This is a genomic window from Chitinophaga silvisoli (assembly GCF_003412465.1).
In the GTDB taxonomy this organism is placed as follows: Bacteria; Bacteroidota; Bacteroidia; order Chitinophagales; family Chitinophagaceae; genus Chitinophaga; species Chitinophaga silvisoli.
In genome coordinates this window covers 553578-575169 of the sequence record NZ_QTJV01000009.1, presented here as the reverse complement: position 1 = coordinate 575169, position 21592 = coordinate 553578, and the positions used below count along the sequence as shown (strand labels likewise).

The 21592-nt window shown below is 46.2% G+C and carries 17 protein-coding genes; 9 read left to right on the top strand and 8 right to left on the bottom strand.

Going from position 1 to position 21592, the window contains the following annotated elements:
* Nucleotides 1-45: 45 nt before the first annotated feature.
* The gene (locus DXN04_RS24200) at nucleotides 46-2307 is read right to left on the bottom strand and encodes a Tex family protein (protein WP_116855968.1); all 2262 of its coding nucleotides are present in this window, start codon (nucleotides 2305-2307) and stop codon (nucleotides 46-48) included.
* Between the two features lie 162 nt (nucleotides 2308-2469).
* Here DXN04_RS24200 and mazG point away from each other — a divergent pair, with 162 nt between their 5' ends.
* The gene (gene mazG / locus DXN04_RS24195) at nucleotides 2470-3231 is read left to right on the top strand and encodes a nucleoside triphosphate pyrophosphohydrolase (protein WP_116855967.1); all 762 of its coding nucleotides are present in this window, start codon (nucleotides 2470-2472) and stop codon (nucleotides 3229-3231) included.
* A complete protein-coding gene (locus DXN04_RS24190; protein WP_116855966.1) occupies nucleotides 3225-7001 on the top strand; it encodes a sensor histidine kinase in 3777 nt (1258 codons plus the stop codon). Before mazG ends, DXN04_RS24190 begins: the two co-directional genes overlap by 7 nt.
* 116 nt (nucleotides 7002-7117) lie before the next feature.
* Here the strand turns inward: DXN04_RS24190 and plsX are convergent, their stop codons facing one another.
* From plsX to DXN04_RS24175, 3 genes are all read right to left on the bottom strand, one after another.
* On the bottom strand, nucleotides 7118-8059 hold the full coding sequence (gene plsX, locus DXN04_RS24185; protein WP_116855965.1) for a phosphate acyltransferase PlsX: 942 nt from the start codon (nucleotides 8057-8059) through the stop codon (nucleotides 7118-7120).
* 42 nt (nucleotides 8060-8101) lie between these two features.
* Nucleotides 8102-8296, bottom strand: coding sequence for a 50S ribosomal protein L32 (gene rpmF / locus DXN04_RS24180; RefSeq protein ID WP_072356725.1), 195 nt, complete (start codon nucleotides 8294-8296; stop codon nucleotides 8102-8104).
* Nucleotides 8297-8361: 65 nt separating this feature from the next.
* Complete coding sequence (locus DXN04_RS24175) at nucleotides 8362-8895, bottom strand: YceD family protein (RefSeq protein WP_116855964.1); 534 nt, start codon at nucleotides 8893-8895, stop codon at nucleotides 8362-8364.
* A 191-nt stretch (nucleotides 8896-9086) separates the two neighbouring features.
* Between DXN04_RS24175 and DXN04_RS24170 the strand changes: the two genes are divergently transcribed.
* The gene (locus DXN04_RS24170; protein WP_116855963.1) at nucleotides 9087-11096 is read left to right on the top strand and encodes a response regulator; all 2010 of its coding nucleotides are present in this window, start codon (nucleotides 9087-9089) and stop codon (nucleotides 11094-11096) included.
* Here DXN04_RS24170 and DXN04_RS24165 read toward each other — a convergent pair whose 3' ends face one another.
* Nucleotides 11097-11975 (bottom strand): fructosamine kinase family protein, encoded by an 879-nt coding sequence (locus DXN04_RS24165; protein ID WP_116855962.1) that lies wholly within the window; start codon nucleotides 11973-11975, stop codon nucleotides 11097-11099. It abuts the gene before it with no gap.
* A 17-nt stretch (nucleotides 11976-11992) separates the two neighbouring features.
* On the opposite strand from DXN04_RS24165, the gene DXN04_RS24160 reads away from it, so the two are divergent.
* Both DXN04_RS24160 and DXN04_RS24155 read left to right on the top strand, forming a co-directional pair.
* Nucleotides 11993-13078 (top strand): DUF3810 domain-containing protein, encoded by a 1086-nt coding sequence (locus DXN04_RS24160; RefSeq protein ID WP_116855961.1) that lies wholly within the window; start codon nucleotides 11993-11995, stop codon nucleotides 13076-13078.
* Between the two features lie 16 nt (nucleotides 13079-13094).
* Nucleotides 13095-15710 (top strand): MGH1-like glycoside hydrolase domain-containing protein, encoded by a 2616-nt coding sequence (locus DXN04_RS24155; protein WP_116856023.1) that lies wholly within the window; start codon nucleotides 13095-13097, stop codon nucleotides 15708-15710.
* A 39-nt stretch (nucleotides 15711-15749) separates the two neighbouring features.
* Here the strand turns inward: DXN04_RS24155 and DXN04_RS24150 are convergent, their stop codons facing one another.
* Complete coding sequence (locus tag DXN04_RS24150; RefSeq protein ID WP_116855960.1) at nucleotides 15750-16697, bottom strand: arginase; 948 nt, start codon at nucleotides 16695-16697, stop codon at nucleotides 15750-15752.
* 240 nt (nucleotides 16698-16937) lie between these two features.
* On the opposite strand from DXN04_RS24150, the gene DXN04_RS24145 reads away from it, so the two are divergent.
* From DXN04_RS24145 to DXN04_RS24130, 4 genes are read left to right on the top strand one after another with little or no spacing between them, the layout of a single operon-like run.
* The gene (locus DXN04_RS24145; RefSeq protein WP_116855959.1) at nucleotides 16938-18077 is read left to right on the top strand and encodes an acyl-CoA dehydrogenase; all 1140 of its coding nucleotides are present in this window, start codon (nucleotides 16938-16940) and stop codon (nucleotides 18075-18077) included.
* Nucleotides 18078-18088: 11 nt separating this feature from the next.
* On the top strand, nucleotides 18089-18286 hold the full coding sequence (locus DXN04_RS24140) for a hypothetical protein (protein ID WP_116855958.1): 198 nt from the start codon (nucleotides 18089-18091) through the stop codon (nucleotides 18284-18286).
* Nucleotides 18287-18310: 24 nt separating this feature from the next.
* On the top strand, nucleotides 18311-18988 hold the full coding sequence (locus DXN04_RS24135; protein ID WP_116855957.1) for a YggS family pyridoxal phosphate-dependent enzyme: 678 nt from the start codon (nucleotides 18311-18313) through the stop codon (nucleotides 18986-18988).
* Between the two features lie 39 nt (nucleotides 18989-19027).
* Complete coding sequence (locus DXN04_RS24130; RefSeq protein ID WP_116855956.1) at nucleotides 19028-20269, top strand: peroxiredoxin family protein; 1242 nt, start codon at nucleotides 19028-19030, stop codon at nucleotides 20267-20269.
* Between the two features lie 158 nt (nucleotides 20270-20427).
* Here DXN04_RS24130 and DXN04_RS24125 read toward each other — a convergent pair whose 3' ends face one another.
* Together DXN04_RS24125 and DXN04_RS24120 are read right to left on the bottom strand one after the other, a co-directional pair.
* Complete coding sequence (locus tag DXN04_RS24125) at nucleotides 20428-20730, bottom strand: YtxH domain-containing protein (protein WP_116855955.1); 303 nt, start codon at nucleotides 20728-20730, stop codon at nucleotides 20428-20430.
* Nucleotides 20731-20828: 98 nt separating this feature from the next.
* Nucleotides 20829-21557, bottom strand: a complete 729-nt coding sequence (locus DXN04_RS24120; protein WP_116855954.1) for an SRPBCC family protein — start codon at nucleotides 21555-21557, stop codon at nucleotides 20829-20831.
* Nucleotides 21558-21592 lie beyond the last annotated feature (35 nt).

Sequence of the window (21592 nt, the reverse complement as noted above, 5' to 3'; positions counted from 1 at the left end):
AAAGCCCATTCCGACAGGAATGGGCTTTTTCTTACCAGCATATCATTAGTTGAATTTCTTCTTTAATTCTGCCAGCTTAGCCTGGAAATCATTCAACGGCGCAGGCGCTCCGCTCTTCTTAGCCGGCTCCGGCCTCCTGTCCCTGTTCTCCCTTCTCTGCCCGGCACCCTGCTGCACAGGCTCATTCGTCTTCATAGACAATGAGATCCGCTTACGGCCCGGATCTACTTCCAACACAGTCACCGTCACCTTCTGGTTCAGCTTCACCGCCTCATTCGGATTGCTGATATACTTATTGCTCAGGTGAGAAATATGCACCAGGCCATCCTGTTTTACCCCTACATCCACAAAAGCACCGAAGTTTGTAATATTCGTTACTACACCCGGCAATGTCATCCCCACTTTCAGGTCCTCCATGCTCTTAATCCCTTCCGCATATTCAAAGATCGCAATCTCATCGCGCGGGTCACGGCTCGGCTTATCCAATTCCTTCAGAATGTCTTCCAGCGTCAGCAAACCCACTTCTTCACTCACATATTCCTTCGGATTGATCGCCTTACGCAGATCTTCCTTCGCCATCAGGTCCTGCACCGTACAATTCTGCTTGCTAGCCATAGTCTCAATCAACTTATAACGCTCAGGATGCACAGCGGAATTATCCAGCGGGTTATCGCCATTCTCAATGCGCAGGAAGCCCGCACACTGTTCGAATGCCTTCTCACCCAGGCGGCTTACTTTCTTCAATTGCAAACGGTTGCTGAATGCACCATTCTCCTTACGGAATTTCACAATGTTCTCCGCCAGTGAAGGCCCTAAACCAGATACATACGCCAGCAAATGCTTGGATGCCGTATTCAGGTTCACTCCCACATTGTTCACACAGCTTACTACCACTCTGTCCAGACTCTGTTTCAACTGTGACTGGTTCACATCATGCTGATACTGACCTACACCAATCGCCTTGGGATCGATCTTCACCAGCTCTGCCAGCGGATCAATCAACCTGCGACCAATAGATACCGCACCTCGCACCGTTACATCAAATTCAGGGAACTCCTCACGCGCTACCTCAGATGCTGAATACACCGAAGCACCACTCTCATTCACCATGAATACATTGATCTTTTTACCAAAATCAATCTTCTTCACAAATTCTTCTGTCTCCCTGCCAGCAGTACCATTACCCACTGCGATAGCAGAAGTATCATAGCGATCGGCCCATTTCTTCAACAGGGCTTCCGCATCATCACGTTTATAATTCTTTTCCAGCGGATATATTACATCGTTATCCAGCATATTACCCTGGTTGTCCAGTGCTACCACCTTACAACCGGTTCTGTAACCCGGGTCAATAGCAATCACTGCCTTAGGTCCCAGTGGTGCAGCAAGCAACAGCTGACGCAGGTTTTCTGCAAATACCTCGATCGCTTCCTGGTCCGCTCTTTCCTTCGCCAGCGCACGGAACTCATTTTCCAGTGATGGACGCAGCAGGCGCTTGTAAGAATCGGTGATCGCCTTTCCTATCTGCTCTGCAGCCGCATTCCTGGTGGTTATGAATTGTTTATTCATGATCTCAATCGCCTCTTCCTCATTCGGCGCAATAGTGCCGTACAGGAAACCTTCAGCCTCTCCACGCAGGATGGCCAGTACACGGTGAGAAGGAATTTTGCTGAAGTCTTCATTGAAGTCGAAGTAATCCTTGTATTTATTACCTTCTTCTTCCTTACCTTCAATCACTTTGGAGGTTAATACAGACGTATGGGTGAAGAGCTTACGCATTTTGTCACGCAGCTCAGCATTTTCGTTGATCCACTCTGCCATGATATCACGGGCACCTTTCAGGGCTTCTTCCGTAGAGGCTACCTGCTCGTTAAGGAACTGTTCTGCAAGGGTTTGAGGTACACCTTCCTGTTGCTCAAACAGCATTTTAGCCAGCGGTTCCAGGCCTTTTTCGATCGCCACAGTAGCCCTGGTCTTACGTTTGGGCTTATATGGCAGATAGATATCTTCCAGTTCTGTCAGTACCCAGGTATTCTCCAGTTTGTCCAGCAGTTCCGGAGTCATTTTCTCCTGATCGGTAATGGTTTTGATAATGAACGCACGACGTTCATCAATTTCCTTGTAACGTTTCTGCAGGTCTTCGATACGGCCTATCTGCACCTCATCAAGGCTGCCTGTCACTTCCTTACGGTAGCGACTGATAAAGGGCACGGTAGACCCTTCTGCCAGCAAATTCATGGTATTCTCAGCTGAACGGGCTGAAATGCCCAATTCAGACGAAATAAGTGCAATGTGTTTGGTATTCATGAAACGAAAATTAGTCTTTTTACGGTTATTAAAACCGGCCGACAAATGTAACTAAAATGCCTTTGTCATCAACAAAAAGAAATTAACATATGATGGCCGGCCCGGTCTCATCAAATTTCGGCCCGAATTTAGCAGCGGAGACATATTCCTTATATTTGACAAATGGAAAATAACGCGGCCTTCGAACGGCTACTCAGTATCATGGATGATCTCAGGGAAAAATGCCCCTGGGATAGAAAACAAACCATCCACACCCTGCGTCAGCAATCTATTGAAGAATTATATGAACTGGCAGATGCCATCACCACTTCCGACTGGAAATCCATGAAGGAAGAACTGGGCGACCTGCTGCTCCATATCGTTTTCTATGCTAAAATAGGGTCTGAACAAGGCCAGTTTACCATCATCGATGTAATCAACGGCATCTGTGAAAAACTCATTTCCCGCCACCCTCACATCTATGGCGATGTGAAAGCTGAAGATGAAGAGACGGTAAAACAAAACTGGGAAAAACTGAAACTGAAAGAAGGCAAGACCTCCGTACTCAGTGGTGTTCCTCAATCCCTGCCTGCGCTGGTCAAGGCTATGCGCCTGCAATCCAAAGCAAAAACCGTAGGCTTTGAATGGGATACCAGGGAACAGGTCTGGGAAAAAGTAAAAGAAGAAATACAGGAACTGGAAGAAGTGGCCGCCACCGGAAATGCCGACGAAATCGAAGGCGAATTCGGAGATGTACTCTTTTCCCTGGTTAACTACTCACGGTTCCTAAAGATAGATGCTGAAAATGCACTGGAACGTACCAATAAAAAATTTATCAGCCGCTTTCAGTACATCGAAAAAAAAGCAGCTGAACAAGGCAAAACTTTGGATGAAATGACGCTGGGAGAAATGGATGAACTCTGGAACGAAGCGAAAAAATGTTAGACATTAAAGAAATAAGGCTTTTCTTCATCCGTCACGGATATTTACTGATCGTAGCAGCCTGGCTGTTTACCTTTTCCTTCCTGTTTAGTAACTACTGGTCTTACTATTCCTCCCCCATGGGCGTGAAGCGCAGCCTGGAAAAGAGTATCGCCCAGCGGGAAGCATCATTTGATAAACTGATCAAAGACCAGTTCCTGCTGAACCATCTTTTTTCAAGAAACTACAACGAAAAGGAAATAAAAAGTCTGGATACAAAAGACTTTTATGTGTTCGCCTACGATAGCAGTGAGGCCGGCCGCTGGCTCGTGTTCTGGAGTACCAATATTGTCATGCCCGAAGAATGGCAGGTACCGCTCGTAGACGGCAGCCGCTTTGTAAAACTAAAGAACGGATATTACGAAGTACTATGCCGCCGCGTGTTTAGCCCTGAAGCTGGGCACGAACGCTTTATGGTCGGGATCATCCCGGTCATGATGGAGTATAGTATCTCGAACAACTATCTCGTCAATCACTTCTATGACAAGCCTGCACTGGGCCGGGAATACAGCATCAACGTCAAGGCACCGGGCATACCCGTGCTCAATAGCCGGAACCTGATCCTTTTTTACCTGAACTATGACAGGACCATGGATACCAAACCACCCAACCTGCTGAGCGTTATTCTCAGGGTCATGGGCTGTATCTGTGTACTGATCTTCATTAACCTGTTTGCTGCTACAATCGCCAGACAAAAGAGCGCCATAAACGGGTTCATCTTCCTGGCTGCAGTCGTCATCATATTCAGGCTCCTGAGCTATCTCTATCCATTCCCCTTTAACCTGCGAACACTCAATATCTTTACACCGCTCATCTACGCAAAGGATGAGATCTTCCGTTCGCTGGGCGACCTCCTGCTCAACGTATCGCTCACATTCTGGTTACTGCTTTTTTTCCGCCAGCATGTCAAGTCTATCAAAGCGCCGCCCGTAAAGAATGTATGGCAGCAAAGACTGGTGATCATCCTGAGCAGTTACGTGATGTACGTGGTAGGACAATTTTTATCCGAACTCATTCAGAGCCTGGTGATCGACTCCCGCATTTCATTTGATGTGGCGAACCCTTTCAGCCTGAACGAATATAGCATTATCGGTGCCATCATCCTGGGTTTCATCGCGTTTAGCTTTCTCTTCTTTTCACAAATCGTCAATTCCCTGCTCAATGAGCTGACCGGTTTCAGGCATCGTACCAAGTATGTGTTCCTGGCGATAGTGGGTATCGTTTGGCTGGTGTTCAGGATTCATAACCCTGAGATCCATTATTCCATTTCACTGGTGATCTGGCTGATCATCTACGTGATCCTGCTGGATGTACTGGCCGTAAAGTTTGAGAATAGTCTGGCCACCGTACCATTCCTGTTCTGGTTATTCCTGCTCACAATCACTACCTCCGCAGTTCTGGTGTATTACAATGACCAGAAGGAACTGAGCCAGCGTGAAAGAATGGCGAGAGAACTCTCAAAACAGAAAGATCCCTACCTCGAAATGCTGCTCACCGATGTAACAAAGCAGATGGAGCACGACGAGTTGCTGCAATACTTTTTCCAGCAGAACAATGGCGGCAATATGCCAAGAAGTACCCTGGAAAATGAACTGAAACAAAAGTATTTCAAAGGGTACCTGGGCCGGTTCAAAGTAGACATCTATGCCTTCGATGAAAATGGAATGCCGATTTATGGGGGCGATACCAGTTCATTCTATGGCCTGAGCCGGAAAATGCTGGTGGAGTCAGAATTGATCGGCAATGATCTCTACTATAATACCAGGGGATTTAATGACTACAGCTATATCGGCCAGAAAGACTTTTACCGCAATGGCGAAAAGGCCGGGTATCTTGTGTATGAATTGACACCAGTGGTGGTCAATTCACAGCGCCTGTACCCGGAATTGCTGGTGTCAGGTGAGATTTATGACCCCGAAAAGGAATCCAACGCAGCCTATTCATATGCAATTTATGACAAGGGCCAGCTGGTCAGCAATAACAATGATTATGCTTTCCCGGTCAAGTTGTATGATTCAGATGTTCCGAACGATGAAGTGACAGTGCGCAGGGTGAATAACTACTCCCTTATGTACTACAAAGCCTCCAAGGAAAAGGTAGTCATCGTCGCCAAAGAGATCCGCAGTTTTATAGAGTTTATCACGCTCTTTGCATACATGTTCTGTCTGTTCCTGCTGATCATCGCGATTTACAGGGCCCTGGACCTGCTGGTAAAAGCGCGGATGCGCATCGGCAACCTGAAATCACTGGTCAATTTCAATATCAGGAGAAAGGTAACCGGTACCATCATCTTCATTGTCGTCTTTGCCTTTGTGATCCTTGGTTTGACCACGGTATTGTTCTTCATCGACCGCTCAGAGCGGGAGAACAAAGAACGCCTGAGCCATACGATCAATGAAGTAACCCATGAAGTGGAGAAAGTCTTTGCCAACCAGCGCATGTTCGATGACCTGGAGGATTTGTATGACCCGATTTTCCAATCCAGTTTATCGGAATCAATCGGAGATATAGCAGATGAACGTGCACTGGATATAAATATTTATGACCGGGATGGAAACCTGCAGGTGACAACACAGCCCCTGATCACAGAGAAAGGCTTGTTGTCCAGGAAAATAAACCCCGATGCTTATATGCAGTTGGGTCGCCAGCAAAAGATCCAGTGGATCCAGAAAGAAAAGATCGGTTCTATGGGCTATTTATCCGGTTACGCACCTTTGCGCAACAACGGGGAAATCTTCGCTTACCTGAACGTACCTTACTTTGCTACACAGACGGAACTGAACCAACAGATCTCCAACTTCCTGGTAGCGCTGATCAATTTCAATGCATTCATATTTTTGATCGCTGGCTTGCTGGCGCTGTTCATTACGAATTCAATTACAAAATCATTCTCCCTGGTTACAGAGCGCCTGCGCCATGTGAGTTTAGGGCAGCAGAATGATGAAATAGCGTGGGAGAAGGATGATGAAATTGGTGCGCTGGTGAAGGAATACAATAAAATGGTGCGAAAGCTGGAAGTGAGTGCAGCGAGATTAGCGAAGAGCGAGCGTGAAGGCGCGTGGAGAGAAATGGCGAGACAGGTAGCGCATGAGATCAAGAACCCGCTCACGCCAATGAAACTGAGCATCCAGTATTTACAGCGCGCCATTGATAATGATGCGCCGAATGTAAAACAGCTCTCTCACAATGTAGCCCGTACCCTTGTAGAGCAGATAGAACACCTGGCCAATATCGCTTCTGACTTCTCCGCATTTGCGCGGATAGGGGAGGCGAACAGCGAGGTGTTGATGCTGAATGAAGTATTGCATTCATTGAAAGAGCTGTATCAGAGTCACGAGCATAGCAAGATCCAGTTCAATCACCCGGGACATGCATTTTATGTATTTGCCGATAAGACACAGATGAACAGGTTGTTTACCAACCTCCTGCAGAATGCAATACAGGCCATACCTGAAGACCGGGAGGGCATGATCACAATTAATATGGAGGAAGTAGATCCCGGCTGGGTAGTGGTAAGTGTAACGGATAACGGTGATGGGATCCCGCCGGAAATCCAGTCAAAAATCTTTGTACCGAATTTTACAACGAAGAATTCCGGAACTGGTTTAGGACTGGCCATGTGTAAGAATATCGTGGAGCAGGCGAGGGGAGAGATCTGGTTTGAAACGCAGTTGACGGTTGGAACTTCGTTCTATGTGAAGTTGCCCCTGGAAAGTACACCGAATTTATCTTAGTTTAATACTTCAGAAAAATGGCATTTACCAAAGGTGAATGCCATTTTTTATGTGGCATAAAAAAATACCGGCCTCACGACCGGTATCAATAATTTTTAGTTCTAATAGGACGTAAATTATTTCACAAAACTCTCACGGATCTTCTCCAGCAGTTTCGTTTCGATCATTTGTTGTGCCAGCACGATCATGTTCTTAAAGGCAGTATCTTTCGATATACCATGACCAATGATCACCGGCTTTGATACGCCTAATACAGGTGTACCGCCATAGCTCTGGAAGTTAAACCGGTCCATGTACTCATCATTAATATTCCGCTGTACTGCAATATCGTGCAGTGACTCAGCCATCTTGAGTACAACATTCCCCGTAAAACCTTCACAAACAATGACATCAGCCTTGCCAGTCAGTACATCACGACCTTCCACATTGCCAATGAAATTCAATTCCGGGTGTTCCTTCAGCAAAGGATAAGTGGCTTGCGCCAGCAGATTACCCTTACCTTCCTCTTCTCCGATATTGAGCAGACCTACAGTAGGATTACTAACATTCAGGATATGCCTGGAATAGAGAGACCCGAGAATTGCAAATTGGAGCAGATTCTCAGCTTTACAGTCGGCATTGATACCAACGTCAAGTAACAGCCCGAGAGAGCCGTCCAATCTTGGCACAGGTGTAGATATTGTTGGTCGCTGAACCCCTTCAATTGCTTTAATGGAATAGAAGGTACCAACCATCATAGCTCCAGTATTACCCGCACTGATAAACGCATCTATCTTCCCGCTCTGTAACAGGTGAAACCCGATACTGATAGAAGAATGCTGCTTTTCCTTCAGCGCCTTGGTAGGATGTTCATTCATCCCAATTACCTGAGATGAATGAACAACTGAATATTTTGATTGGTCCAACTGCGCTTCAGATAATAAGGGTGCCAGGGCCGCCTCATCACCAATCAGCACCAGATGTGCATCTGCTGCAACAGTATCTAAAAATAATTTTACTCCTTTTACTGCTTCGACGGGGGCATAATCACCGCCCATCATATCTAGCCCGATTCTCATGAACGTTTAAATTTGTCTTTGCTCGGGGTAAAAATAGTAAAATTATTTAGCGCTGCTTTGTTTTTCCAATACAACTTTTCCTCTGTAGTACAGTTTGTTCTCTACCCAGTGAGCACGATGTCTCAGGTGCACTTCACCAGTTGCGCTATCTGTGCTTAAAGTATCCGCAAAGGCCTTGTAATGCGTCCTTCTCTTAGCTGATCTTTGCTGAGAATGTCTGCGTTTCGGATTTGGCATCGTATTTAGTTTTTAATTGTCCTAGTTTAATGTTTCAATAAGTATCTTTTCCTCAAACCTCCGGATTAATTATTCCGGAATTTGTCCAGGTCTTTCCAAATTGGATTGTCCTGAGCGCCAGATTGCTTGTTCATCTGGTCCAGCATCTCTAATACCTTCGGATCACATGTGCTCTTGCCATCCACATCCGGGTGTATCTTCTGCATAGGAATGCTCAGGTTGATGAATTCATAAATCCATTCACCGACATTCAGGTGCGATTCCGTTCTCGAAATATAAGATACTTCCGGATCCTCATCACCTTCCATCTCTTCAGGATTCTCCACCATCTTCACCACCTGGGTGAAATCATCCCAGAGCTGAAGATTAAATGGTTGCCCACAACGGTCACAAATTACGCTTACAGTTCCACCAATTTCAAACTTTAACAGGAAAAAATCACTTTTCTTGTCCAAAGTCAGCTTCACTGTCGCTTTACAGTCGCTGAAATCCTGCGGTCCGTAGTTTTCAAAAAAACTATCCGTAACTTGGTATTCAAATGTATGCTCTCCGGGTTTGAGCCCCACAAAGGCAATTTCAAATTGACGGAGTTGTTTCATAATAAAATCCTCACTTTTAGAGGGATGCAAAGGTAACCAAATATTTGCAAATGCAAAAATTTCCTACATTAGCCTTTTCACAATGGCCCGAATATCAGGATTGTATAGTTAGATTAGTGAAAACCAATTAATTAATTATTATATTCGTGCTGTACAAAATCCGCATCACTATACACCTGCATTCATAACCAATGGCCCGGATCAAAGGTACGAGAAAACATCCCATTACCCGAAGCATTTCGCCGCCGGATATATTTTCACTGCCAATCAGCGTTTATTTCCAGCACACTAATGCCGGTATCCTACTCCTCGATGCGGAGCAAAACCTGGTGTGGGTAAACGCTGTGTTTCAACAATATACGGGAGAAGACATCGACCTGGTGCCCGACATGCCCTTTGCCACCATCGCCCGGCACCTGGCCCGTGGAGCCCGGCAGCCCGAAGCCTTCCTCACCACCGTAGAAGACCTCCTGCAACAAAAAAATCCTTATTTCGGACAGGAACTCCTGCTCACCGATGGCCGCATCTTCGAGCTCAATTATACGCCCCTCTGGCACAACGGTGTCTTCAATGGCAGTATGTGGCAGGTCACAGACGTGTCCCGCCGGCAACTCCAGCAGGCTACCCTGGAACAGGCCCGGCAGCAGGCAGAAGAGGCCCGGGGGGCACAAAAAGAATTCCTGGCCAGCATGAGCCACGAAATCCGTACCCCCCTCAATGTCATCATCGGAATGACCCACCTGCTCGAAGAAACAAACCTGGATGCCCGCCAGCAGGACTATATTAATATATTAAAACACAGTTCCAATATCCTCCTGGGACTGATTTCCGATATCCTCGACATCTCAAGAATCGAAGCAGGGGAGTTCCAGGTCAACCAGCGGGAGTTTAACCTCACCGCCCTGGTTCAATCCCTCCGACATACTTTTGAACTCAAACTCGGTCAGCGCCCGGTAAAAATTTCTGCTACCATCGATCCCCGGATCCAGAATCGCCTGGTCGGAGACGATACCCTATTGAACCAAATCCTTATGAACCTGTTAGGAAATGCAGAGAAATTTACTCCGGAAGGGGAAATCGCCATCCGCGTCATCCCCGAAAGCTGGCAGGACGATAAAATATGGATCCGCTTCTATGTCTGCGATACCGGCATCGGCATCAGCAACGACAAATTAGACCTGATCTTTAAAAACTATAAACAGGCAGAACAGGAAATCAGGGAAAAATACGGCGGCACCGGCCTGGGACTGGCTATCTCCAAACAACTCATTGAGCTGCAGGGAGGTTCCATTTGTGTAGAAGAAACCGCCGGCTACAATACCTGCTTCTCCTTCAACCTGCCCTTTATCGATACCCGGAAGTCTGCCCTCATTACGCCAGGCGCAGGTGCGCATCGCAGGCAGGCCAGTTTCTCAGGATCAAGTGTACTTGTGATCGAGGACAATGCCATGAACCTTCGTTATATTAACAGCCTGCTGGAAAAATATAACGTTCAGCACCAACTGGCTACCAATGGTCCCGATGCCCTGTACTTCCTGAACTCCAGGCAGTACGACCTGGTGCTGATCGACATCCGGATTCCCGGCCTCAATGGATTGGAACTGGCAGGTAGGATCCGGGAAGATGAAGATAAACCGAACGTTGCTACCCCACTGGTAGCCACCACTGCACTTGCCATGGAAAGTACCTTTACACAGGCCAGGCAGGCAGGGATCACCGATATACTAACAAAACCTTATACCCCCGATCAATTATTACAGGTGTTGAACAAATACCTGAATGAAGATGAAACCGAAATTATAATGGAAGAAACAAACAACATGTCTGGATTTGAGTTCCATAAGGACCTGGATGTAAAATACCTCAATACCCTGTATGAGAACAATATCTCCTACGCGGCAGATCTCTTTGAAATATTCTTGAAAACGATCAGGGAAGAACAGGTTAAAATCCAGGCTTTGGTGGATGCACGGGACTGGGAACAACTGAAATTTCAGGTGCACAAACTAAAACCCAATTTCTCCATGGTAGGCCTTACGTGGATCAGCGCCCGTATGCAGAACCTGGAAAACACTTTGAATACAAACACATCCCTGCCCCCCGAAGAGGTGGATGCACTATTCGCAAATATCTCAGCAGAAGTAGAAAAATTCTATCCGATTATAGCAGCAGAGTACGATAGAATGAAGATCTACCAGTAATCAGAACTCGTCAAGAATCTCCTTTACACTATTGTAATAACTACCTCCGAACAAGAGCAGATGAACCATAAGCGGATATAACTGGCAAACACCAATCCTGGATTGCCATCCTTCGGCCAGGGGATACATGGTCTGATAACTGTAGTAAAAACGTGTATCAAAACCACCAAACAACCTGGTCATAGCCAGATCCATTTCCCTGTTTCCATAATATACCGCCGGGTCGTATATGCATGCCCTGCCATCCTTGCCCACCATAAAGTTGCCGGACCAGAGGTCACCATGCAGCAAAGCAGGCTTTTCATCCGGGAACATCCCTGGCAGCTGCTTCCACAGGTGCTCCATCTGTACCACCATTCCCTTGTCCACTACCTGCTGGTCATAAGCTGCCCTGGTAAGAGGCTGCAGGCGGTTAAAGGCATAGAATACCGGCCAGCTGCTGTAAGGCGTATTATATTGCTTGAGCGTACCAATGTAATTGGTCTCCGGAAACCCATAATATGTTTGTGTCTGGCGATGTATTCTTGACAGGCTCGCACCGAAGTTTTCCCAAAAGTCAGGCGTTACCCCGCCTTTCTCCATAAATTCAGTGACCAGGAACCCTTTGTCTCCTACAGTACCACTGGCCAGGGGGCGCGGTACTGTGATAGCATTGGTACTACGGAGTATATTGAGTCCGTTCAGTTCTCTTACGAACATGTCCGGATAAATATGCGCATCGTTCATCTTCAGAAATAATGATCCTTCAGTTGTGGAGAGCTTATATGTTTCGTTAATATCTCCACCGGATATTTTTTCTGCGTAATTAATGTGTATTTTCACTCCTGACTGGCAGGATAGCGCTGTTGTAAGTTCGCCCAGTAAGATCTCATCTGTCATTTTACGCGCTGATTAGTATGGATACAAATGCAAAGATAAGGCACACAGGAGTACGTATTTTGGTAACAATTTTGTGCGTCATCATTTTGAAAGGGCTGTTCACATTCAGCCATAGGTTTGAAGGGTACTATTTTCATAGGTTCTACTTTTGGATAAGTAACTTATTAAGGGCGGTATTGGGATCCATACCCTTTAGCGTTGGCGACGTAATTTATGCTGCCTGGGTTATAACCGGTAGCATTTATTTGTTAAAATTATGTTATAAACTGATCAAAACCCAATGGAAAGAAAGTTTTTTATATTTTCTAAAAGGAATCAGTTCACTTACAACCTTATACCTGGCCTTCCTGGTGCTGTGGGGATTTAACTATGACCGCTTCTCTCTTGAAAAAGATATGCAACTGGAAGTAAATGAATACGGTACAACGCAGTTATACAAACTGGCCGATACATTGTTGCAACAGGTAAACGCTAACCGGGTAGAAATGGGTGATACCCTGCACCCTACCCACCCGGGAGCAGATAGCGCACAGCTGTTTCAGCGGGCAGTAGTAGCCTATGATCAGGCAGCACAGCAGTGGCCGGTATTGAAATATACACATCCCTGCCTCAAGACTTCACTCTATGGCACCTGGATGAATTATATGAATGTAGGCGGCTACCTCAATCCATTTACAGGCGAGGCACAGGTGAATGTAACGACACCCGGATTCCTGCATCCATTCACCATCTGTCATGAAGTGGCACACCAATTGGGATATGGGGCGGAAGAAGAAGCCAATTTTATAGGCTACCTGGTAGCCGGTCATGCAAAAGATGTGCGTTTCCGCTATGCGGCCAATTTCGAGATGTTTATGTATAGCATCCGGCAGTTGCGCTGGCAGGATACTACCATGGCAAAGGCTCTCTGGCAGAAAGCCGTTCCCGGTGTGCATGAAGATTACCACCAGTTGAAAAATTTCTATCACAAATACAATGGCCCGGTAGATGATTATACTTCCATGATTTATGATCAGTACCTGAAGGCTAACAAACAGGAAAAAGGAATACGTAGTTATAGCGAAGTGGTGGGATGGCTCGTTGCCTACTTCCATATTCAATGATCAAAAGCAGCAAACGATGAATCAGGAACAACAACGCCTTCAGATCCAGGGCTGGAAGAAATGGGGCTCTTATGTGAGTGACAGACAATGGGGTACTGTACGGGAGGATTATAGTGGAAGTGGCAGCTCATGGGATTTTACCACACACGACATGGCAAGGAGTAAGGCCTGGAGATGGGGAGAAGAAGGAATTGGCGGCATTTGCGATGAAAAACAACTCCTGTGTTTTTCACTGGCCTTCTGGAACAAAAAAGACCCGATCCTGAAAGAACGCTATTTCGGGCTGAACAATGCACAGGGCAATCATGGAGAAGATGTAAAAGAACTCTATTATTACCTCGATGCCACACCCACTCACTCTTATATGAAGATGCTGTACAAGTATGTACAGCAGGAATACCCCTACGAACAACTGATCCGGGAAAATGCCCGCAGGAGCAAGACAGAAGAAGAATACGAATTAATCGATACCGGGCTCTTTAACGAAGACAAATACTTCGACATCTTCATAGAATATGCAAAAGAGGACATGGATGACATCCTTGTCAAAATCACCATTCATAACAGGAGCAATACCGACGCACCACTCACGGTATTACCAACCGTATGGTTCCGGAATACCTGGGTATGGGGCCGCCGACCCTATAAACCCGCTTTGTGGCAGGAAGATGCGCAGACCATTCGCTTTGAGCATGAGAAACTTCAGGTGCAATACCTGTATCAGGAAGGTGGACAGGAAATGTTGTTTTGCGAGAATGAATCCAACAACAAAAAACTCTACAATGTAGATGCCATCACACCTTATGCAAAAGATGGCATCAACGATTATATCATACATGGTGCAGATACCATCAACCCTTCTAAACAAGGCACCAAGGCCGCTGTGCACTATGAGCTCAATATTCCTGCTCATGGTACCCACACCATCAGGTTAAGACTTACAGACAAAGCCAAAGAACAACCCTTTGCCGGCTTTGAAGACCTGTTTGCCGCAAAAGTTGCTGATGCCAATGCCTACTATGATGAACTGCAGGCAGAGATCAAAGACGAAGATGAAAAGCTGATCCAGCGGCAGGCACTGGCAGGAATGCTGTGGAATAAACAGTTTTATTATTATAAAGTACAGCGCTGGCTGGAAGGCGATCCGTCACAACCCACACCACCTGCCGAACGCTGGAATGGCCGTAATAAAGAGTGGAAGCACCTGGTCAATGAAGATATCATTTCAGTACCTGATAAATGGGAATTCCCCTGGTATGCAGCCTGGGACTTAGCCTTCCATTGTGTCACACTGGCCATGGTGGATCCTGATTTTGCAAAGCAGCAACTGCTCCTGTTGACCGAAGAATGGTACATGCATCCTTCAGGCGAATTCCCTGCCTATGAATGGGCTTTTGGAGATGTCAATCCACCGGTACATGCCGGGGCTGTATATCGTGTATTCAAGCAGGATGCAGCCATAAAAGGGGAGAAGGACTATCACTTCCTGGAAGCCCTCTTCCATAAATTACTGATCAATTTCACCTGGTGGGTCAATAGAAAAGATAGTAGCGGCAGCAACATCTTCGAAGGTGGTTTCCTCGGTCTGGATAATATCGGTGCATTCGACAGAAGTCTGCCATTGCCCAACGGCGTGCGTGAAGAACAGGCAGATGCCACGAGCTGGATGGCGACATACGCGTTGAATATGCTGCACATCTCACTGGAATTGTGTAATCACAACAAGGTGTACAATGGCATGGCCACCAAGTTCTTTGAGCACTTCATGTACATAGCCGGTGCCATGGCCAGTATGGGTACAGGCAATAGTGGATTGTGGGATGATGAGGATGAATTCTTCTATGACCAGTTGCGTGCGCCTGATAACCGTATTCTGAAACTGAAGTTCAGGAGTATGGTTGGATTGATTCCTCTCTGTGCAGTAGAAGTGATCTCAAAAGAAGCCCTGGAAAATAACCCCGTATTTGCGGAACGCATGTCGTGGTTCTTACGCCACAGGCCAGATTTAGCACAACTTGTATCCCGCTGGTATGAAGAAGGGAAAGAGAATAAACATTTACTGAGTTTACTGCGTGGGCATCGTATGAAGCGTTTGCTCTATCGTATGCTGGATGAAACAGAGTTCCTGGGTGAATATGGTGTGCGCTCACTATCCAAAAAATACGAAACAGATCCTTATCGCCTCAAAGAAAATGGTACAGAACTGATCGTAAAATATGTACCCGGAGAAAGTGATACCATCACTTATGGTGGTAACTCAAACTGGCGTGGTCCTATATGGATTCAGATGAACTTCCTGCTGATAGAAAGTCTGCGCAAATTCCATTACTTCTACACAGATGATTTCCGTATAGAATATCCTACATCATCCGGTTGTTATTACTCTCTCAAAGAAGTGGGAACTTTCCTGGCAGATCGTTTATTGAAAATATTCCGTAAGGATGAGAATGGCCGCAGGCCCGTATTTGGGAATAATGAAAAATTGCAGAAGGATCCGCACTTTGCCGATTTATTGCAGTTTCATGAATACTTTCATGGAGATAGTGGAAAGGGATTGGGTGCTGCCCACCAGACGGGGTGGACAGGTCTCGTCGCTAACTTAATAAGAATGAAGCACACGAATCCAAGATAAAAAAAAGGCGTTTACCGAGAAGTAAACGCCTTTTTTTCGCTAATTCATTAGCAATACATTCACACTCCGTTGCAATATATTAAACGCAATCTCCGCCATTAAATTTTCCTTATCCAATGTCGGATTCACCTCCGTAATCTCAAAACAACAAATCTTTCTATGCTGCATAAATTTCGCTATCAAATCCTCTACCTCCCGTTCTCTCAAGCCGTTCGTCACCGGGGTCCCCGTTCCCTTGGAAATAGATGAATCCAGGCTATCCACATCAAACGACACATAGATATACTCACAATCACTCAAATACCTGAACACCGCTCTCGCCACCTGTTCCGCACCTTTTCTCCGCACTTCATTCGTCGTAATCACCTTCATACCATACTGCTTTATCAGCGCCTCTTCTTCCTTTTCATAATCCCTCAGCGAAATGAACACGATATCCTCAGGCAATACCTTCGGTGATATGCCCCCGATATTCTTCAACGCCTCCCACTGTTTGATCGTATTATCATCCAGGTCATGCACCTTACACTCCAGGTTATCCTCCGCAATAGAGATCGCCACCGGCATGCCATGCATATTCCCTGATGGTGTTGTATACGGTGTATGCAGATCCGCATGCGCATCAATCCAAATCGCCCCGATCTTCGCCTTTGGCCTCGCCATTTTCAATCCCGCAATCGTAGCTCCCGCCGTACTATGATCCCCGGACAATACCACCGGGAACCAATTCGCCTTCACCGTCTCACACACACTCTTACTGATCCTTTCATACAGGGCCAGTGTACCTTTAATCCTTTTTGCATAAGGGGATTCTATCGGCTCAAACAGCAGTTTGTTTTCAGTCTCAATTGTTTCAGTAGGGAAATGCACAAAAAAGTTGCTCATAAAATCCAGTGCAGCTATCTTGATCGCTTCCACTCCCAGACTGGCACCTCTTGTTCCCGCGCCAATCTCTGATTTCACCTCAATGATCTTAATATTTTTCATAAAAGGATGTTATTCCTGTTTAGCAAGCTAATGGTTTTTAAATGAACGGCCGGCCAACTGCACTGTGGAGGTATATACATACCTGCATAAAAACATAATATAATTCCAATAAGCACGGGGTATCTTCAAATAATCTTTAATGTTTCCATCATAAAAATGGATAAAGATTAAATGTAGAAATCCCAAGCATAAAAACGATAAATTCGTTCATATCAATAACTCCAACAAAACGTAAATTCCATGGACTTTCAACTCACTGAAGAACACCTGATGATTCAAAAGGCTGCCCGGGACTTTGCCCAAAACGAACTTTTACCCGGTGTCATAGAAAGAGACGAAAAACAGATTTACCCCGCAGCGCAGATCAAAAAACTGGGAGAGTTGGGATTTCTCGGAATGATGGTAGACCCAAAATATGGAGGCGCAGGCCTTGACACCATCTCCTATGTACTGGCTATGGAGGAAATCTCTAAAATAGACGCTTCCACCTCGGTTTGTATGAGCGTAAATAATTCATTAGTCTGCTGGGGCCTGGAACACTATGGCACCGAAGAGCAGAAACAACAGTACCTGGTACCCCTTGCCAAAGGCGAAATCACCGGGGCCTTCCTGCTCAGCGAGCCCGAAGCCGGTTCCGATGCCACCTCCCAACGCACCACAGCCGAAGATAAGGGTGATTTTTACCTCCTCAATGGTACGAAAAACTGGATCACGAATGGTAGCAGTGCCAGTGTGTACCTTGTAATCGCCCAGACCCACCCCGACAAAGGCAGCAAAGGCATCAATGCCCTGATCGTAGAGAAAAACAGTCCCGGCGTAAGCGTAGGAGCGAAAGAAAATAAAATGGGAATCAGGGGGAGTGATACCCACAGCATCATGTTCCAGGACGTAAAGGTGCCTAAACAAAACAGGATAGGGGAAGATGGATTCGGCTTTAAATTCGCCATGAAAACTTTGGCAGGTGGCCGTATCGGCATCGCTTCCCAGGCATTGGGCATCGCTTCCGGCGCTTACGAATTAGCAGTCAGCTACTCCAAACAACGCAAGGCTTTCGGTAAAGAAATCAGTCAACATCAGGCCATACAGTTCAAACTGGCAGATATGGCTACCCGTATCGAAGCAGCACGACTGCTGTGCTTCAGGGCCGCCTGGGAAAAAGACCAGCATAAAGATTATACCCTCAGCGGCTCCATGGCAAAAGTGTATGCCTCGGAAACGGCAATGTGGGTGACCACAGAAGCGGTGCAGGTACATGGCGGATATGGATATGTGAAAGAGTACCATGTAGAACGCCTGATGAGGGATGCGAAGATCACACAAATCTATGAGGGTACCAGTGAGGTGCAGCGGATCGTGATCGGGCGCAGTATACTTGGCTAAAACCCAATTTTATGTCAAATAAAAAAGACACCTCCAGCGATTTTTCCCATTTCCTGAAGCTCACCATCATCAGCGTGGCGCTATCAGTGCCTTTCTGGTTTATAGCCCCTTCGGTGGCAGCAGTAGCGTTTATGATTATCCTGGTATCATTGAATGCGGCATCGAATAAACGGAGAGAAAAGAGGGAAAGAGTCGGTGGAGGGTCTTAATGCCACAATGATTACCTTTGCGGCATGTCAGTAAATCTACCCGCTTATAACAGGATCCTTGCCGAACTGGCTCCTCACAAAGCCAGGCTCGTTGCAGTCTCCAAAGTAAAACCAGCTGCCGACATACAATCCCTGTATGATGCAGGCCAGCGTATCTTCGGCGAAAATTATGTGCAGGAACTACAGGAAAAACATCCTATCCTCCCTTCCGATATTGAATGGCACTTCATCGGCCACCTCCAGTCGAACAAGGTAAAATATATTGCTCCCTTTGTATCCATGATCCACGCAGTCGACAGCCTGCGCCTGCTGGAAGAAATCAATAAACAAGCCGCTAAACATAACCGCATCATCCGCTGCCTCCTCCAGGTCCATATTGCGGAAGAAGAGACGAAATTTGGCCTGGATGAGACCGAATTAAAGGAACTCCTCACCCAGTGGAAAGAGCAGCCAGACAAGTTCCGGAATGTCCGCATTGCCGGTTTCATGGGCATGGCGACCAATACCGACAATATGGAACAGGTAAGGGCCGAATTCAGACACCTGAAAAACCTCCAGGCACAGCTAAAAGCCAGCTTCGCCCCCGGAGATGAGCAGCTTACCGAATTGTCTATCGGTATGAGCGGCGACTATACCATTGCTCTCGAAGAAGGAAGTACCATGGTCCGCATCGGCAGCATGCTTTTTGGTGCCCGGTATTAATTTCCTATCTTTACTCCATAAAACTAATAGACTAAACTTATGCCAAAGCATTGTTGGTTGCTGGCCGTACTGCCAGCATTTATATTCGGTAAAAGCCTGGAAAAATACGACCTGCCAAACGGCACCTGGAAAGGTAGCCTGCACCGTGCAGATGGCGCAGAAATCGTGTTTAACTTTGAAGTGAAAGACAGTGCACGTAAGAAAGTCATCTATATCCTCAATGCGCAGGATCGCATGCTCGTAGACGATGTAAAGCAGAAAGGTGATTCAGTATTCATCAAAATGCCTTTCTTCGATTCCGAATTCAAGGCAGCCATCAGCAATAATGGCTCCCTGGAAGGCAAATGGGTACGCCACCTCCCTGCCGGTGATGTCAGCATTCCATTCACCGCTGCACATAATGTGAAAGAACGCTTTCATGTGCAGACTCCTCCCAGCCTGAATATCACCGGGCGCTATGCCACCTGGTTCTTTAATAGCAATAAGGCAGATTCTTCCTACGCAGTAGGGGAGTTCAAACAAAATGGCAGCAAGGTAACAGGCACATTCCTGACATCTACCGGCGACTACCGCTTCCTGGAAGGGATCGTAGACGGCGATAGCCTGAAACTCTCTACATTCGATGGCTCTCATGCTTATTACTTCACCGCACAGGTAAAAGACGGTTACCTGGAAAATGGCGTTTTCTATGCAGGTATTGGTGCAGGCAAAGAACAGTGGGTAGCCCGCAGGGATGATAAAGCCGCATTACCAGATGAACGTTCACTGGCGACTACCAAACCGGGGAACAACCGCCTCGATTTCAGCTTCCCTGATATGAACGGGAAGAAAGTAAGTATAAATGATAAGCGTTTTGCAGGAAAGGTAGTGGTGATTACACTCATGGGTAGCTGGTGCCCGAATTGTATGGATGAAACTGGTTTCCTCAGTACCTGGTACAAGGAAAATAAAGCCCGTGGGGTAGAAGTGATCGGTCTTTCTTATGAAAGAACTACTGATTTTAAAACATCGCAGAAAGCGCTTACCGGCTTCCTGAAAAGATTTGATGTGACTTACCCGGTATTAATCACAGGCGTGACCCCCGGCGATCCCCAAAAAGCAGAGAAGACATTGCCACAGTTAACCGGGATCAAAGGGTTTCCGACTACCATCTTCATTGATAAGAAAGGAAATGTAAAAGAAGTCCATACCGGTTTCTCAGGTCCGGGTACAGGAGAACACTATGAGGCATTCAAAAAAGAGTTTAATCAACTCATCGATGCCCTCCTGGCAGAAAAATAAACCCGAAATAAAAAGAGGTTGTATCAAAAGTAATCTGAAGCCTTGAGAATTACATAAACGAAAATTCTCTCCACCAGGTACCCGGATTTAATCCCGGGAATATTACTTTTGATACAACCTCTTTTATTTTATTCGCGTGGCCATCCGTTTATATGCGCTTACGAAAGTGCCTCTTTCTTAAACTTGGTATAAGACTGATTGCTTTCGTCTATAATCTTCAGTACACGTTCCTTCACATCTTCTTTCAGACCAGTCGTCTCATTCTCGAAGATGTATTTCAGCTCTGACAAGCCATCTGCACCTTTTCCAACAATACGTCTGATACGATTATTCACATCATGAGCTGATCTTCTGAGTTTTTTCCTTGTTTCTTCACCACTATCCGGTGCTGTTAAAATTCCGATAGCAACACCTGCTGCCAATCCTGCCAATGCGCCGTATATTAATTTCATTGTGCTCATAAAAATAGTTTATAAGGTTAAACAAAATGCATGTATCGTGTGCCAAATATCAGGCCAGAACCGGCCTGTAGAATGTGAAAAAAATGTGAAACCGTATCTTAAATTGTCTGGATTTCTCCTGTTTCAACATAATTCTTAAATCTCAGAATATCTTTCCTGATCATGCTTTCAAAGGCAGGGTTCAGGATCCATGCCAGGCCAGTGCCTACATAGCCTGCAGGCGGGCGGTAAGAAATGATCACCTCCATTTCAGTACCTCCGCTAATCGCATCACTAAAGGTAATTTTGCCTGCAGTCACCAGGTCAGATCCAGGAGCAGAGCGCCAACCAATCAGTTCACCGGGTTCATCTTTAATGATCTCAGCATCCCATTCAATGGTGCCAAGTTTGCCGGGACCCGTAGCAACCCAGTGAGAATGATGACTATCTGTTTCAGTCACTACTGCAAGGTGGCGCATAAAATGCGGTAAGTTCTCTACAGAACGCCAGAAATTGTACACTTCAAAACGGGGCTTGTCTACAATGAATTTCGTGCGGATATTGATAGCACTATTGTGCTTGTCGGACGAGCTTCTGCCCGCCATCGCGGAAATAGGACAATTGCCTGAAATACCTCTGTACAGGAGGTAACCACCCGTAATCAGTCTGAGCAAACCACGAATAGGGTGCTTGCCTATCTGGTTGATAGCGGCAGTGGTCATCATTGCACCGCCTACAATAGAAGCGATCCGCCCGGGTTTACTTACATTCAGTACATTGGAGTGTTCGTATAAAGCGGTGGCTCTTGGTTCGCCATGACCATTCAAAGGATGATTATACTTGCTCATAATAACACTTTTTACAATTTACAATACTAAAATGC

Coding starts and splice junctions, on each gene's coding strand:
- DXN04_RS24200 (WP_116855968.1), bottom strand. CDS start 2,307: ATGAATACCAAACACATTGCACTTATTTCGTCTGAATTGGGCATTTCA.
- mazG (WP_116855967.1), top strand. CDS start 2,470: ATGGAAAATAACGCGGCCTTCGAACGGCTACTCAGTATCATGGATGAT.
- DXN04_RS24190 (WP_116855966.1), top strand. CDS start 3,225: ATGTTAGACATTAAAGAAATAAGGCTTTTCTTCATCCGTCACGGATAT.
- plsX (WP_116855965.1), bottom strand. CDS start 8,059: ATGAGAATCGGGCTAGATATGATGGGCGGTGATTATGCCCCCGTCGAA.
- rpmF (WP_072356725.1), bottom strand. CDS start 8,296: ATGCCAAATCCGAAACGCAGACATTCTCAGCAAAGATCAGCTAAGAGA.
- DXN04_RS24175 (WP_116855964.1), bottom strand. CDS start 8,895: ATGAAACAACTCCGTCAATTTGAAATTGCCTTTGTGGGGCTCAAACCC.
- DXN04_RS24170 (WP_116855963.1), top strand. CDS start 9,087: ATGGCCCGGATCAAAGGTACGAGAAAACATCCCATTACCCGAAGCATT.
- DXN04_RS24165 (WP_116855962.1), bottom strand. CDS start 11,975: ATGACAGATGAGATCTTACTGGGCGAACTTACAACAGCGCTATCCTGC.
- DXN04_RS24160 (WP_116855961.1), top strand. CDS start 11,993: ATGGATACAAATGCAAAGATAAGGCACACAGGAGTACGTATTTTGGTA.
- DXN04_RS24155 (WP_116856023.1), top strand. CDS start 13,095: ATGAATCAGGAACAACAACGCCTTCAGATCCAGGGCTGGAAGAAATGG.
- DXN04_RS24150 (WP_116855960.1), bottom strand. CDS start 16,697: ATGAAAAATATTAAGATCATTGAGGTGAAATCAGAGATTGGCGCGGGA.
- DXN04_RS24145 (WP_116855959.1), top strand. CDS start 16,938: ATGGACTTTCAACTCACTGAAGAACACCTGATGATTCAAAAGGCTGCC.
- DXN04_RS24140 (WP_116855958.1), top strand. CDS start 18,089: ATGTCAAATAAAAAAGACACCTCCAGCGATTTTTCCCATTTCCTGAAG.
- DXN04_RS24135 (WP_116855957.1), top strand. CDS start 18,311: ATGTCAGTAAATCTACCCGCTTATAACAGGATCCTTGCCGAACTGGCT.
- DXN04_RS24130 (WP_116855956.1), top strand. CDS start 19,028: ATGCCAAAGCATTGTTGGTTGCTGGCCGTACTGCCAGCATTTATATTC.
- DXN04_RS24125 (WP_116855955.1), bottom strand. CDS start 20,730: ATGAGCACAATGAAATTAATATACGGCGCATTGGCAGGATTGGCAGCA.
- DXN04_RS24120 (WP_116855954.1), bottom strand. CDS start 21,557: ATGAGCAAGTATAATCATCCTTTGAATGGTCATGGCGAACCAAGAGCC.